This window comes from Candidatus Bathyarchaeota archaeon (genome assembly GCA_026014465.1).
Classification (GTDB): domain Archaea; phylum Thermoproteota; class Bathyarchaeia; order Bathyarchaeales; family Bathycorpusculaceae; genus JADGNF01.
On record JAOZID010000010.1, the window covers coordinates 985,158 to 1,000,290 of the forward strand.

Consider the following 15,133-nt stretch of genomic DNA (forward strand, 5'->3'; position numbering starts at 1 on the left):
TCCATATCTAAAGGGGCTACTGCTTTTTTTGTTAATTGATTGTTTGTTTTTGGGGTCATGACCAGTTTTGTCTCCGTTTGCTAAGCAGTAAATACAAGAAGAAGGGAACACCGAGCAGGGCGGTTAGGATGCCTACGGGGATGTCTGAGCGGTACAGGATGAGTCGGGATAGGGTGTCGGAGAACAGGAGCAGGCAGGAGCCTAAGACGACGCTGCAGGGTATGAGGAAGCGGTGGTCGTTGCCTATGAACATGCGAGCTATATGGGGGGAGACTAGGGATATGAAGCCGATGATGCCTGTGAAGGCGACTATGCTTGCGGTTGCTAAGGTCACCAAGACCATGGAGATGCTTATGACACGTTTGGAGTTGACGCCTACGCTGGTGGCTGTTTCTTCGCCTAAGCTTAACGCGTTTAGATCCCATGATTGGCGCATCATCAAAAAGGAAGTTATGGCAACAAAGGGCAAAACAAACAAGACGTTTGTCCAAGTTGAAGAAACAAAACTGCCCAGCAACCAGAAAACCACAGAACGCACAGCTTCATGCTCAGGAGTCACATACTGAATAAACGAAAGCAAAGCCGAAAACAAATAATTCACAGCCACACCCGTCAAAATAATCGTCTCAGGATTCACACCCCGCAAACGACCAATACTAAAAACAATTAGCATAGCAACCAAGCTGAAAACAAAAGCGTTCACAATTACCACGTAACCAGAGTAACCAGAAAAAACTCCAAGCTGAAAAACAATAGCCAACGCCGCACCAAAACCTGCCCCCGCAGAAATCCCCAAAGTATATGAAGAAACCAAAGGATTGCGCAGGGCACCTTGCATGGTTGCGCCTGAAGCGGCAAGACCCACACCCGCAATTATGGCTAAGACGATGCGTGGGAGCCGTATGTTCATGACGATGCTTTGTGTTAGTTCGGAGCCAGGGTCTATGTTAAGGAACGGAAAAAGTTTGGAGAGAAAAACGTTGATGACGTCTCCAAGCCTTGGGTCACCAGCGCCAAAGTTTAACGAGATAAGCAGGACTATTATGAAGATTACAAAAATGGAGAGGATTGCAAGAATTTTTCTTTTCTTGCTTTTAGTGTAGGCTAGTTTAAGTTGTGCAGCGGCACTCACGGGTAAGTATACACGCCTTCAAGTTCTATTCCGTAGAATTTCGTGTTGAGTTCTTGATGTATCGCTGTGGGGTCAATGTCGGTGAACAGGTCAGGGTAGAACCATTTTGCCCAGTTGAGCAAACCAATGGGGTACCTTAATCCTGTGAAGATTGATGAGTCATAGATGAAGACGCGGTCGTTTTTAACTGCGTCAACGGTGCTTAGTTGGGGACGTTCCATGATTTCATTCCATACTGTTTCGTAGTCGGATAGTGCTTTGGTGTCGCTGCTGATCATGCGGACTATAACGTCGGGGTTGGCGCTTGCCACGAACTCCGGAGTTACAGTAGAACCTTCACCGTCAGCATTGATGTTTATTCCACCAGCCTCTACTAGATATTGGTTTCGCACACTGGTTTGGGTAACGCTACGCCAAACAGTGGACATCTCCATGTAAACCAGCTGTTTGTCGGTTTCATCAAGGTTGGCCACGCGAGTATGCACAAGCTCCACATACCCTGACAGGTAATCAATGATTTCATCAGCTTGTTCGGAGTTGTCAGTGAGGGTACCTAGCAATTCTACAAAGTCAGGCAGACGGGTAAAGTTACCTGGTTGTTCAATGATTACTGTGATGCCTGCGTCGTTAAGCATTTGGATGGTGTCGGTTTGGCGTGCAATCATGGTATCAGCAAACAGCAGTTGAGGTTCTTGCTCTACTATCAACTCCATGTTGGGGTAATAGGAAGAATCACCAACTACAGGCACTTCCAGAACTGAAGGTGGATACAGACAACCAGAGCTACGGCCTACAAGACAATCCTGTGCTCCCAAAGCGCAAATCAATTCAGTAATACCCATGTTAAGGCTAACGATACGTGTCGCTGAAGCATTAATGGTCAAGACATTATCTCTCGCATCAACATAGGTTATCTCTGGATTAGGCGTAGGAGTAGGTGTGGGAGTTGCGGTTGGTGACGGGGTTGGAGTAGCGGTGGGGGTAGGGGTGGGAGTAGCAGTGGGTGTTGCTGAAGGCGTGGGGGTAGCAGTTGGAGTGGGGGTTGGGGTGGCAGTGGGTGTGGGCGTTGGAGTCATGGTGGGGGTTGCGGTTGGGGTAGCAGAAGGCGAGGGGGAAGCTTCGGGTGAGGTGAGAGTGTAAATTCCGTAGGCGGAAACACCTACAGCGGCAGCTACGATAACTACGGCGATGATTAGAGTCATTTTATTCATTCTTTCACCTCCAAGGATAACTGTTTGAACATGTTGGTTGGACTGCAAAAGCGGTTTATCACAGCAAATAACGCAAGTAAACAGGGATTTTTGCTTAGGGCGTGCGAGGTTTGGCTGTGGTTAATTGGGGTTTTGGAGGGCATATTTACCACTTTGTTTTTGGTTGGATTAACCATCCACATATATAAAATTTTGTTTAATTGAAAGCAAATCAGGGTTGAATAGAAAAGCTTTGCGAGACAAGAGTAAACAAGGCAGCAACCGCAGAAATCAAGCGCATAACTGCCAAACTGGGCAGCAGATTTTTGAATTGCATTAAAAAAGTTGGGGGAAAGAGGGTGTTGTGGGCGGTGTTTTTGTTGGCGGGTTTAGACGCTTTTTTTGTTGAGGACAAAGATGCTTGCGAAGAAGAATGCTACGCCAAAGCCCGCTAGAGCTATGAGGGATAGCCAAGGGAAGGGTTGTGAGAGGGCAGTGGAGCGTAAGCAGGTACTTGCGTGGGTTAGAGGCAACGCGTACAGGAAGGCTTTGCCGATTTCGGGCAGGGCACTTAAGGAGAAGAAGGTGCCACACAGGAAAGTCATGGGTAAAATCACCAAGCTGTTAAACGCGCTCATGCCTTGATGGGAATCTATCACAAACGCGACCAGCACGCCAAACAATGCGAACGTGAAGCAGGAAATCAGCAACGTCACCAAAAACAGTGGCGTAATCAAAAGCTCAGGGAACAAGACAAACCCAACCGCCAAGATCGCGAAAGAACTAATCAAGCCACGCACTACGCCGATGAGGGCTTTTCCAATGACAATGGAGTACAAGCTTACAGGCGACATCAAAAATTCGTCAAAGCTTTTGTAGAAAAACCTGTCCACTTGAAGCTTTGAAGCCGCGCCGCTAAAACTGGTGGAAAAAGAAGTCAAAGCAACAACACCAGGAATAACAAACGCCAAATAACTAACGCCCTCGAAACTAACGCCGCGTCCCAAACCGTAACCAAACGCTACTAGGTACAAAATGGGCTGAACCAAACTAATAGCCACCAAGTGACGCCAGTGCCTACGCAGGTTTCGCAGGTCAACCCACAAAACCGAATAAACATCGCCTAAAGCGCTAAACATTAGTTGCCCCCCACTTTTTGTCCTGTTAACTCGACGAAGACGTCTTCAAGGTTTGAGTCGCGAATCACTACGGTTTTGGCTTCAGCAGGCAGGGACTGGACGTATTTGTTGGCGGATGCGCGGTCAGCAAAAAAGCGGTAAGTGCTCTCTTTGCCTATGAGGGATTCGACGGCGATGTTTCCGAGTTTTTCACGCAGCGCTAAGGGTGAGTCTAGGGCGATTAGTTTTCCGTGGTGCATGATGCCTACGCGGTTACAAAGTGCTTCGGCTTCTTCGATGTAGTGGGTGGTGAGAAAGATTGTGGTGCCGTCGGCGTTTAGGCGCCTTACTAGGTCCCAGAGTCGGCGTCTTGCTTGAGCGTCTAAGCCTACGGTGGGTTCGTCAAGAAACAGCACTTTGGGTTTGTGCAAGAGGGAGCTGACTATGGCGGCGCGTTTTTTCATGCCTCCTGAGAGGGTGTCGACCATGCGGTCTGCGCAGTCAGAGAGCTCCACGTAGTCGAGTAATTCGCTTATGCGGTGTTTACGCTCCGATTTATCAAGATGATGCAGCCTTGCACGGAATTCCATGTTTTCGCGAACAGTCAAGTCACGGTCCAAACTCAGGTGCTGCTGCACCACCCCAATGACTTTCTTGACTTTGTCGGCGTCCTTGACCACATCAAACCCGCTTATCGTCACGCTGCCAGAGGTTGGCTTAGTCAAAGTCGTCATCACCCGAATCGTAGTAGTTTTACCTGCCCCGTTAGGACCCAAAAACCCGAAAACCTCGCCCGTGTGCACTTTTAAGTCTAAACCGTCAACAGCTTTCACGGAGCCATAGTTTTTTGTGAGTTGGTCAGTTATAATAAATTCATCCAAGTTTGTGCCCCCATTTTATACAGATGTTTACAGTCAAGTTCATTATAGTTTATACTCATTCTGTTTTCTCCTAAGTCACTCTTTTATACCGTCATTGTTTTTCAGTGCTTGGGTAACGGCGGTTTTGGTTGCTGCACCAATTAACTCGCCGATTTTTGTGTGTCCACTGGTTATAAGCAAAGGCTTGCCCAAAGTTCCTGAAACCACAACCACGTTATCAGTACCCGTGCCCGTTGCCTGAGCAGAAGGAGTGTACGTGCTTGGAACATGCAAATCCTCAAGCGCCGCAGTTTTCGCCTCCGTCACCGTAATTACCGCCCGCGCCATAGCACCACTTTTAAGCCGAGCATTTGTCAAAACGAAAATGTTAATGGTTCCAAGGGGACCAACGAATTTTCCGTTGCGCTCTACATAGTTTGCCACGTCCACGCCTGTGCGCAGTGCGTTACCTTTTGCGCCTGCAGTTGCCAAACAGCAAACCTGGAATTCTTCGTAGGATTTCTCGCAGACCGCCAAGTTATCCATGTTCACGCCCGTGCTTAGAAGAGCAACATCTTTGGGTTTAATGCCCAGCGAAAGCGGCAAGCGGCGTTTGAAGGCTTTGTAGTTTTGCATGGTGCACATCGACAGCTTTGTTGGAGTGTAATTGTTAGCTACGTAACTGACTTTTTTGTATCCGTCCAAGGTTGATAGGACACAGCGTTTTTCTTTGAACCCAACAACTAAGGTGTTAAGGTCGTAGCCGTCGTAGTTGTGGTAGACTACTTTTGCTTTTACGCCGTCCAAACTAAGGTTTAGTTTTTTTTGTTTCATTTTTGTTGCTCCTTGTTTTTGGTTTCGTTTTGGCTCTCAAGCAATCCTTCAATTTCTAAGTAGAGTTGTTGAAGCTGTTTTTTCATATCCTCAGAAGCGTTCCACATGTCACGTTCAATAGCTTCAAGCAAGCGCTCAACGATATTTTGCAACGCGCAAGGGTTCACGTCCTCAAACCACTGTTGCATCTGCTTATCCAAAGCGTACTTGTTAGCCAAAGACTCATACATCCAGTCCTCAACCACCTCCACCGTAGCATCCCAGCCCACAACAAAATCAAAAATACGCGAAAAATCCGCAGCTCCCTGATACCCGTGGCGCTTTACGCTTTGGATGTACTTGGGGTTTAAGATGCGGCTGCGCATGACGTGGCAGGTTTCCTCTTGGGTGCTTCTGACTTTGACGCGGTCAGGATCAGAGCTATCGCCGCAAAATGAACGGGGCGCTTTGCCGCCTATAACGCGCACTGCGTTAATCATGCCGCCATGAGCATCATACCAGTCGTCGCCGTCGAGTATGTCATACTCGCGCGAATCCTGGTTCTTCACTGTCACGTTGATTTTGCTAAGGCGCAGTCGGAACTGTTCGGGTACTGCTTTGCCGTAGGTTTGTTTGGTGTAGGCGTAGCTGCCCCATGTGACGTATATGTCGCTTAGGTCTTTTTGGTCGTTCCAGTTTTTAGCGTCAATGGCGTCGCTAACTCCGCAGCCGTAGGCTCCAGGGCGGTCGCCAAAAATGCGGTAGCATGCTTCTTCACGTGCCTGCGCCGCGTTTGCGCCTTCGGCGGTTTTCTGGGTTACTTCGACTTCTACGTGTTTGGCGATAAAGTTTTGCTGATGCGACTCCTTGAGTGAGGCAACCAAGAGTACGGCTTGGTCGATAAGGTGCACGATGTTGGGGAAGGTGTCGCGGAACAATCCGCTCATGCGCACCGTAACGTCGATGCGGGGGCGCTTTAGCTCGTCAAGGGGTATGGCTTCCACATCTACGACACGACCACTGGATTCCTCCCATACAGGGCGCACACCCATCAGGTACAGAATTTCGGCTATGTCGTCGCCCTTGGTTTTCATGGTGTCAGTTGCCCAGATGACTATGCCTACGCTTTCGGGGTATTTGCCTTCGTCTTGCAAGTAACGCTCAAGCAGCGAATCCGCCAAAGCTTTGCCAACGCGCCAAGAAGCCTGCGACGGAACCGCGCGCGGGTCAACAGAATAAAAGTTTCTGCCCGTGGGCAAAATATCTGCTAAGCCGCGGGTTATGGAGCCTGAAGCGCCTGAAGGGACAAAGCCGCCTGAGCAGCCTGATAGCGTGTTAGATAATTCGTCGGTGGTTGCCGCTAGTGAGGGCACTAGAAATTCTGAAATGTAGGAGAGGCAGTGGCTGATTTTGTCGTTTGTTTCGCCAAGGACCTGCGTGGTTATGGTGGGGATTTCTTGTTTGTTGTAGTCTTTAGCGCTGAAGGCTTGGATGAGTTCAAACGCTAAATTGCCCATCTCCTTGAGAACATCACCGTTAGTTCTTCCATCCGCACCAAGTTTGCCCTTGTTGGCAAGCAAAAACTCGTAATCGTAACCCTTCAACTCAGCAAGGGATTGACGCAAAGAAGGAACCGAGCCGTTGCTTAGCCGTGTTAGGGTAACCAAAAACTCTTCTAGGCGCGTATCGGTTGGGGGTTCACCTAAAATGTGGAGTCCGTCGCGGATTTGGGCGTCCGAGATTTCGTGGATGTACCCGTGCAGGGTTTCGATGAAATCATCAAAGGCTTCAAATGCTGATTCTTCGGTTACGTTGAGGTCTTGGTCTAGCTTAGCTTGCACGACTTGTTCCCAAATCAGCTTTCGTATAACGGGCATTTTGTCTTTGTCAACGGCTTTGGCGTGGTAGTACTCTTGCAGTTGCACTTCAAGCGCGGCAAGTTCCTCATACGTGTCAGCGTTGTGCATAACAGGAACCAAGTGCTCGATAATGCAGCAGTAACTGCGCCGTTTTGCCTGCGTCCCCTCCCCAGGGTTTGTGATTACGTAGGGGTAAATGTTTGGCAGGTCTGAAATTGTGGCGTCAGGAGAACATGAAGAGGAGAGACCTACGGATTTGCCGGGGAGCCACTCTAAAGAGCCGTGGGTTCCGATGTGCATGATTACGTCTGCTTTGAAGACGTCGCGTATCCAGCGATAATAGGCGTAATAGTGGTGGGGCATTGAGAGGTCAGGGCTGTGGTAGATGCTGGAGGGGTCTTCTAGGAAGCCACGTGGGGGCTGGAGTCCGATGTAGATGTTGCCGTTGAGTATGCCTGAGATGAGCAGGTGGCTGTTGTGGCTAAAGAGGTTGCCGGGTGGCGCGCCCCAGTCATGAAGCATCTTTTCTTGCAGGTCAGGGGGCAACTCGGCGAACCATTTTAGGTACTGCGTGTTGGGGACTTTGGCTATGGCGCGTTCATCAAGCTCTTGCTTGCTTGCCCAGCGACGGTCATTAGTCAAACCGTTAATAATAACATCCATCAACTTCTGGCTACTCTCGGGCATGTAATCGAGCAAGTAACCCTCATCTCGCAGTCTCTGCAAAATGTTCATAACTGAAACCGAAGCATCCAACCCAAACGCGTGCCCGATAGTATCGTTTCGCGGTGGATAATTATGGAAAATAATCGCCACCCGCTTCTCTTTGTTGGAGAGCCTGCGTAGTTTGCCCCATTTTATGCTTAGCCGAGCCACTTTTGCGATGCGTTCGGGTATGGGTTCGAAGCTAATTATTTTGGTGCCTGTTTGGGCGTTGGTTTTGGAAAAATCCATGGCGGCTATGGGTACGGTTATGAGGGCGCCGTCGAATTCGGGCATGGCTATGCTTGCGGGCAGGTCCATGATGCTTAAGCCTTGGAGGGTGCTGCGCCATTCTTCGTAGGTGTTGCAGGTGGTTATGGCTTTAATCACTGGGACATCGAGCTTTTTTAGCAAATCCGACGCGCCAATTTTAGAAGATGGCGAAGCAGCCAAAGTAAAAGCAAGGGCGCTAACTACGACATCGACTAGGGGTTTGCCGTTTTTCATGCACAGGTTCTCTATGACCCATTCTAAGCCTTTGATGCCTAAGGAGTCATCTTTTATGCCGCTAAAAAACAGGGGAAGAACATTCACGTTTTGGTTTTCGAATTCGCGTATTAGGCTGTCGATGAAGCTTGTGTTGCCGCCTTGCCATTGGCTTTGATGGAACCAGATGCCTACGGTTAAGCGGTTGGGCTGAACTTTTGCTTGCAGGTATTCATCAAGGCTTGGCACGTCTTCAAAATCAGGATGATAAATGCCTTCCCATACAGGCGAAGAAGCAACATCAAAATCGTAGCTGGTGCCAACAAAACGGTTAGACAGGTACAGTAGGAGGTTTTCGAAGTTCTTTTTTCCGCCGTAGTTAAGGTACCTGAAGGCTTTTTGGTAGTCTTCTTCTTCAACCGTGGAAAGCTCGCGGTATTTTTTGTTTTGCGCAAAAAAAGAGCCCGTAATTAAAATGGGGGCACCCACGGTTTTAAGCGAGGAGACCAGCGTGTCAAAGTCTGGCAAATCACCCATCAGATGCACAAGGGTTATGTCGGTGGTTTTAGCGAACTGTATGAATTCGTCTAGGGCGCCAAAGTCTTGAAAGGTGCCGCCGCTCCAAATCCTTGCGGTTGCCACTTCTTTGCCAAAGCGTTTGTTTACTGCGTCAAGGGCAGATATGAAAGGAAGAGCATCTGTGGGTATGGTGGTGGCTAAGGCTAGTTTAAGCGGGCGCATTTTTGCTTCACCGTCACCGTTTAGGCGTGCTGTTTGGCGAATTCTACGGGCATGACGTTGCCTTTGAGTTTGTTGAGTCCCGAGATTAGCGGCGTGATTTGGGGGATGCCCATGAAGGAGCATGAGACTTTGGATTTGATGCCGTAGACTTGTTCGATGTTTGGTTCGTTTATGACTTCTTGGGGGGTTCCGCATGCAAAGATTTTGCCGTGTTTGATCATTACCATTCGGTCTGAGAAGCGGCAGGCTAGGTTTAGGTCGTGCATTGTGACGATTACGGAGCGGTCGCCTTGTTGGGTTAAGCTTCGAAGTATGCATAGGATTTCGAGTTGGTGGCGTACGTCAAGTGAGCTTGTGGGTTCGTCAAGCAGCATCACTTTGGGTTGCTGGGCTAGGGCTCGGGCTATGATGACTTTTTGTTGTTCACCGCCGCTAAGTTCATTGAAGTGGCGCATAGCTAACTCGCCAATGCCTAGATAGTCTAGCATTTCGGCTACGATTTCGGTGTCGCGGTCGCTTAGGCTCCAGTTGACGTAGGGTCGACGCCCCATGAGAACAACATCAAAAACGGTGAAAGGAAAAGTGCTAGTTGAGCTTTGCGGAACGTACCCCATGAGTTTGGATAGTTCTTTGAGTTTGATTTTGCTGCAGTCTTCGCCGTCGATAAGAACAGAGTTTTCTTTAGGTTTTAGGATACGGTTTATGCATTTGAGCAGGGTGCTTTTGCCTGAGCCGTTTGGACCTACAATGCTTAATACTTCGCCTGGCTCCACAAAAAGCTCCAAATCCTTAAGAATTGGAACACTTGCGTAGCTAAACGACAACTTGTTTATAGTTAGATTCATCTCCAACTTTGCCTCCTTTTACTTAATAACATATAAATGAAGAACGGGACACCCAAAAGGGAAGTTACAATACCCACGGGCAACTCAGCAGGCGCAAGAATCAGTCTGCCTACTGTATCAGAGCACAAAAGCAAAGCAGCCCCAACAACAAGGCTACAGGGAATAAGAAAGCGATGGTCGCTTCCAATTAGCATCCGCGCAAGATGCGGAGAAACCAAACAGACAAACCCGATAACGCCCGTGAAGGATATGACTGCGGCTGTGGCTAAAGTTCCCAAGATCAGGGTTACAGCTAGAACCTGTCTAGAGTTTACGCCTAAGCTAACAGCTACAGATTCGCCCATGCTCATGACATTGATGTTCCATGATTGCTGAATCATTAAAACCACCGTCAACACCACAATAGGCAACATAATCATGATGTTTTGCCAAGTAGCCGAGTTAAGCCCCCCCATAAGCCAAAACACCACCGCCCGCACAGCTTCATGCTCAGGCGCAACATACTGAATCAAAGACAACATAGCCGAAAACAAGTAACTAACCGCTACACCTGCAAGAATAACGGTCTCAGTTGTTATACCACGCAGACGGGCAATGCCGTAAACAAGCACCATAGCAAGCATGCTAAACAGGAAAGCATTAGCAATAATCAAGTAACCACCATACGCGGAGATTACTCCTATTCCAAAAACGATAGCTAAAGCGGCTCCAAATCCCGCTGCAGAAGAAATTCCCAAAATATACGAGGACACAAGGGGGTTTCTTAGTACTCCTTGCATGGTAGCGCCTGAAGCTGCAAGACCTGCGCCTGCAATCATGGCTAAGACGATACGGGGGAGCCGTAAATCCAAGATGATGGTTTGGGTTAATCGGGTTCCCGCATCAAAACCCGCTGAGGGAAAAAGCTTTGAAAACATAACGCCCATGGCTTCGTTAAATCCAGGGGAACCAGCGCCAAGGCTAATTGAAACGATAAATGCTATGATTAATGCAAGAAAAATGGAGAATATGGCAAGGACTTTGCGTTTCTTGCCTTTGGTGTAGAGCTGTTTTAGTTCTGCAGCGGTGCTCATGGGTAAACGAACACTCCTTCAACGTGTGTCCCGAAAAACTTTTGATTTACTTCAGCGTTTATGGCATCGGGGTCTATATCGGCAAAGAGGTCGGGCTGACACCATTGTGCCCAGTAGAGGTAACCGACTGCGCAGCGGAATCCACCTCTAGCGACCCAATCGCAGATGTAGACCCTCTCGTTAACTATGGCGTCGACTTCGTTTAGTGCAGGTCGGGTCAGGATTGAGTCACGTGCAACTTGGAAGTCTTCTTCGGTGTGTGTTAGGCTGCTTATCATGTAGATGATAACTTCGGGGTTTTGTTCTATCACGAATTCTGCGCTTAGCACGGGGGCGTATTCAGTTTGGTTTTCGGCAATGTTTACTCCGCCTGCCTGGTCTAAGCCGGGCGTGACGAAAGTGTTGTATGCTTCGTACCATTCGAGCATGACTCGGGGTCGCTGTTCAGGAGTCAAAGTTGCAATGCGCTCCTTGACTAGCTCGTTGTAGTACTGCACGTACGCAACGTATTCCTCGGCGATTTCTTGGCTGCCAACTACGGAAGCGATGTTGGTTACGAGTTTGCAGCTAAAGTCAACTATAGTTTCGTTGGAGTGTTGGGAGGGTTCAGGGTCAGAGGGGTCAGCTACGAAAACGGGTATACCTGCGTCTCGAAGCTGGTTTAGGTAAACTTCGTTGTAGGATAGCATGGAATCTGCGAAGACTACGTCGGGTTCAAGCTCCAAAATCAGTTCCACGTTTGGCAGGTAAGAGTTTTCGGCAACAGCGGGAATTGCAAGTACAGAAGGCGGCAAAGTAGAAGAGGTGTCGCGTCCAACGATGCGGTCTTCACAGCCCAAGCCACAGAGAATCTCTGTTAAGCCCGAGTTTATGCTAACGATACTTTCTACGGGAAGTTGCAGAGTCATTTGGTCTCCAGCGCCGTCAGTAACAGTGATGATTTCGGGGTATGCGAATGTGCCTTCTATGTCTACGCCGTAGAATTCCTGTATCATCTCGGTATGCACTTGAGCAGGGTTGATGTCTGCGAACAGTGTGGGGTGGAACCATTTAGCTAAGTAGAGCAAGCCAATTGCTCGTCTAGCTACGAAAGCGGTGTTTTTTATGACGTAGACTTCGCCGTCTTGGATGGCTTTGACTTCATCCATTCCAGCGCGTCCCATGATGTCGGTTCTTAGAGTTTGGAAGTCACTGTACTCCTCTCCGTCCATGTACGTGAGCATTCGAATAACTACGTCGGGGTTTGCTTCAACAACAAATTCAGCACTCAACGGCGGGTTTTCAGCGGTAGCGTTTTCAGCAATGTTTACTCCGCCTGCGGTTAGTATCATTTCATCGTAGGTAGAGTTTGGACCAGTGCTAAACCATGGCTGATACCATTCAAAGAAGACAAGGGGTTTTTCTTCGCGAGTCAAGTTTGCAACGCGTTCTACCACGAGGTTTTCGTAGTACATTTCAAAGTCTATGAGGGTAGCGGCTGTTTCTTGGGCTTCCAAGATTGTGCCCAAGTTTTGTATGAAGGTGTTTCGTCGGGGCGCCATGGACATTTCAATCATAACGGGTATACCAGCGTTGCGCAGGGTCTGCTCGATGTCATCGTCTAAGCCTTCACTTGCAATCACCAACTCTGGCTCTTGCTCCAAAACTAACTCCAAGTTAACGCTAAACGAGGTCTCTGCAACTACAGGCACCTCCAACACAGAAGAAGGCACAATAGCTGCCTCATCCGTGGTCAAATCTGCGCGGCCTACAATTTTGTCCTCCCCACCCAAAGCACAGATAATGTCAGTTCCGATAATCGAAACTATACGAGTCACAGGCAAAGTCAACTCCATAGAAACACCAGTCGTGTCAACTATGGTAATGACTTCAGGTTCGGGCGTTGGCGTTGGAGTTGCTGTGGGTGTCGGGGTGGGAGTAGCGGTTGGCGTAGGCGTCGCAGTTACAGTTGGTGTAGGCGTAGAGGTGGAGGTGGATGTTGGGGTCAGCGTTGGAGTGGATGTTGGGGTCAGCGTTGGAGTGGCTGTTGGTGTAGCAGTTGGTGTGGGGGTGGGAGTTGCTGAGGGTGATGGGGAGGGTGAGGGTGTTGCGTTAAGGAGGGTGTAGGCTCCGTAGGCAGAAGAGGAGGCGATTAATGCGATGAGGACGATGGATAGAATTGTGGTTTGTTTTTTCATGTTTTTCACCTCCTTGGTTAGTTGTTCCAAGTGAGTTCTGGACTGTAACACAGGTTGTCGCGCACTGCTGAGGCTATGGGGGCAGCGCTGAGTTCTTCTAGCCGTAGGTAGCGCCCTTTCATTTCGTCGCATATCTGCTTTACAAGCCCAAACGTGAGAAAACCACGCTCAGTATCTATAGCAATTGATTTGACCCCTTCAAAACCGATTTCACGAGCCATCAACTTGGCTTCCTCCACGGGGTCACCGCCACTAAGAGGCACATTTGCACGTCCGTCAGAAACTAGAGCCAACAGGGGAATTGCTTCCTTGTCACGCTTGAGGTAATCATGAATTGCTTCCAGCCCTAAAGATAGCCCGTGAGCTAGGGGAGTGCGTCCGCCAGTAGGCAACCCCGACAAGAACCGTTGTGCAAGCTCGACGCTGTTGGTTGGAGGAAGCACCAGCTCTGCACGGTCTCTTCTGAAAACAACCATACCCACACGGTCACGACGCTGATACGCATCAAGCAGCAAAGACAAAACCGCGCCCTTCGTGGCGACCATACGTTCCTCTGCCGCCATTGAACCACTCGCGTCTACCACAAACATAATCAAGCTGCCAACTTTACGTTCTCGAACTTTCTCGCGCAAATCCGACTTCTGGATAAGCAAAGCGTTTTGGCTATTAGTTTCTTGGCGACGTTGACACTGAAAAGGCGCTGCCGCCCGCAAAGTCGCATCAAAAGCCAAATCCGAAAAAGCCCCCTTGGGAACTGCACTATCCACGTACCGGCCCGTCCGGGAGTTGCTTATACTCTTAGACCTGCGACCTGCACCTTTACGTTCAACCTCATCCAAAACAGGCGTAGACAAAGGCTTTACCATGTAGGGCGCGTCGGCTTCGAAGACCTGCTCGTGGGCATCAGCTTGGTTGGATTCAGGCTGCTTCTTGTCTTCAGGTTGATTATCGGGAGAAGAGTCGTCTTGAGGGGGCGGAGGTGGCTGCTGTTGGGGCGGGTTGTTGTTTTGGTTTTTGTTTTCGTTCCATTTCTGCATGGTTTCTTGGAGTTTTTGCTGCTCCAGCTTGGGTTCCTCGAAAGGTTGGCGGCGTCTGCGGTGGGCTAGGGCTAATTCGGCGGCTTCTTTAACGTCTTCTTCGGTGACTTGGGTGCGTCCTTTGAACGCAGCTATGGTACAGGCGGTTTTGTAAATGGTGATGTCGGCGCGGTGTCCGTCCACGGCAAATTCAGTGCAGATAAGAGTGATTAGGTCAAGCATTTCATCGCTTAACGTTACTTGGGGTAGCAGTTTGGTTGCTGCGATGATTTTGCGGCGGATTTCTTCTTGGGCGTCTTGTTGGGCGTCAATAAAACCTGTGGGGTCGGCTTCGAAAGCTATGCGTCGCCTGACGATTTCGGCTCGTGCTTCTCGATATGGGATGCCTTTGACCTCAACGGATAATGCGAAGCGGTCTAGGAGTTGGGGTCGAAGTTCGCCTTCTTCGGGGTTCATGGTGCCGACTAGCACGAATTGGGAGGGGTGCATGAAAGAGACGCCTTCGCGTTCGACGTAGTTTACGCCCATGGCGGCGGCGTCAAGGAGAACGTCAACTAGGTGGTCGTCGAGCAAGTTTACTTCGTCGATGTATAGGATGTTTTGGTTGGCTTCGGCGAGTATACCTGCTTCGAAGCGTTTTTCGCCTGTTTTGATGGCTTTTTCTATGTCTAGGGTGCCTACGAGGCGGTCTTCGGTTGCGCCTACGGGCAGGTCGACTACGGATACAGGGCGTTTGGAAACGGTGAGCACTTCACCAGCGGCTACTTTAGCGCTGCATGTGTTGCAGAGCTCTTTTGGACGCTGGGGGTCACAGTGAAACGGACAATCAGAAACAACACTAACCTCAGGCAAAAGATTAGCTAAAGCCCTAACCGCCAAAGACTTCCCTGTTCCCTTCTCGCCCCTAAGCAAAACACCGCCGATTTTGGGGTTAATCACGTTAAGCATAAGAGCAAGCTTCATCTTGTCTTGACCAACGATGGCGCTAAAGGGAAACACCGCTCGGTTTCTCCATTTCATTTATCCATTCATCTCTTGAGTGGTTGGATTATCCAAGAAATTATATAAACGTTAGTTTAACCAAAATTAACAACCAGTTG

General features: G+C 49.2%; 10 protein-coding genes. All 10 read right to left on the minus strand.

Going from position 1 to position 15,133, the window contains the following annotated elements; all coding sequences use genetic code 11:
- Positions 1-55 precede the first annotated feature (55 nt).
- Entirely contained in the window at positions 56-1,132 is a 1,077-nt protein-coding gene (locus NWF04_07235; protein ID MCW4006369.1) for an iron ABC transporter permease, read from the minus strand.
- Positions 1,129-2,343 carry an ABC transporter substrate-binding protein gene (locus NWF04_07240; protein ID MCW4006370.1) on the minus strand — a complete coding sequence of 405 codons (1,215 nt, stop codon included), beginning with the start codon at positions 2,341-2,343 and terminating at the stop codon, positions 1,129-1,131. Before NWF04_07240 ends, NWF04_07235 begins: the two co-directional genes overlap by 4 nt.
- Positions 2,344-2,711: 368 nt before the next feature.
- Complete coding sequence (locus tag NWF04_07245; protein MCW4006371.1) at positions 2,712-3,461, minus strand: ABC transporter permease; 750 nt, start codon at positions 3,459-3,461, stop codon at positions 2,712-2,714.
- Entirely contained in the window at positions 3,461-4,321 is an 861-nt protein-coding gene (locus NWF04_07250) for an ATP-binding cassette domain-containing protein (protein MCW4006372.1), read from the minus strand. Before NWF04_07250 ends, NWF04_07245 begins: the two co-directional genes overlap by 1 nt.
- 75 nt (positions 4,322-4,396) lie before the next feature.
- Positions 4,397-5,134, minus strand: coding sequence for an adenosylcobinamide amidohydrolase (locus NWF04_07255; protein ID MCW4006373.1), 738 nt, complete (start codon positions 5,132-5,134; stop codon positions 4,397-4,399).
- On the minus strand, positions 5,131-8,901 hold the full coding sequence (gene cobN / locus NWF04_07260) for a cobaltochelatase subunit CobN (protein ID MCW4006374.1): 3,771 nt from the start codon (positions 8,899-8,901) through the stop codon (positions 5,131-5,133). The genes NWF04_07255 and cobN overlap by 4 nt, the downstream gene beginning before the upstream one ends.
- A 20-nt stretch (positions 8,902-8,921) precedes the next feature.
- A complete protein-coding gene (locus NWF04_07265) occupies positions 8,922-9,746 on the minus strand; it encodes an ABC transporter ATP-binding protein (protein MCW4006375.1) in 825 nt (274 codons plus the stop codon).
- Positions 9,743-10,819, minus strand: a complete 1,077-nt coding sequence (locus tag NWF04_07270) for an iron ABC transporter permease (GenBank protein MCW4006376.1) — start codon at positions 10,817-10,819, stop codon at positions 9,743-9,745. Before NWF04_07270 ends, NWF04_07265 begins: the two co-directional genes overlap by 4 nt.
- Positions 10,816-12,996: an ABC transporter substrate-binding protein gene (locus NWF04_07275; GenBank protein MCW4006377.1), complete on the minus strand. Its 2,181-nt coding sequence runs from the start codon at positions 12,994-12,996 to the stop codon at positions 10,816-10,818. The genes NWF04_07270 and NWF04_07275 overlap by 4 nt, the downstream gene beginning before the upstream one ends.
- A gap of 17 nt (positions 12,997-13,013) precedes the next feature.
- Positions 13,014-15,053: a putative cobaltochelatase gene (locus NWF04_07280; GenBank protein MCW4006378.1), complete on the minus strand. Its 2,040-nt coding sequence runs from the start codon at positions 15,051-15,053 to the stop codon at positions 13,014-13,016.
- Positions 15,054-15,133 lie beyond the last annotated feature (80 nt).

Coding starts and splice junctions, on each gene's coding strand:
- NWF04_07265 (MCW4006375.1), bottom strand. CDS start 9,746: ATGAATCTAACTATAAACAAGTTGTCGTTTAGCTACGCAAGTGTTCCA.
- NWF04_07280 (MCW4006378.1), bottom strand. CDS start 15,053: ATGAAATGGAGAAACCGAGCGGTGTTTCCCTTTAGCGCCATCGTTGGT.
- cobN (MCW4006374.1), bottom strand. CDS start 8,901: ATGCGCCCGCTTAAACTAGCCTTAGCCACCACCATACCCACAGATGCT.
- NWF04_07255 (MCW4006373.1), bottom strand. CDS start 5,134: ATGAAACAAAAAAAACTAAACCTTAGTTTGGACGGCGTAAAAGCAAAA.
- NWF04_07240 (MCW4006370.1), bottom strand. CDS start 2,343: ATGAATAAAATGACTCTAATCATCGCCGTAGTTATCGTAGCTGCCGCT.
- NWF04_07275 (MCW4006377.1), bottom strand. CDS start 12,996: ATGAAAAAACAAACCACAATTCTATCCATCGTCCTCATCGCATTAATC.
- NWF04_07270 (MCW4006376.1), bottom strand. CDS start 10,819: ATGAGCACCGCTGCAGAACTAAAACAGCTCTACACCAAAGGCAAGAAA.
- NWF04_07245 (MCW4006371.1), bottom strand. CDS start 3,461: ATGTTTAGCGCTTTAGGCGATGTTTATTCGGTTTTGTGGGTTGACCTG.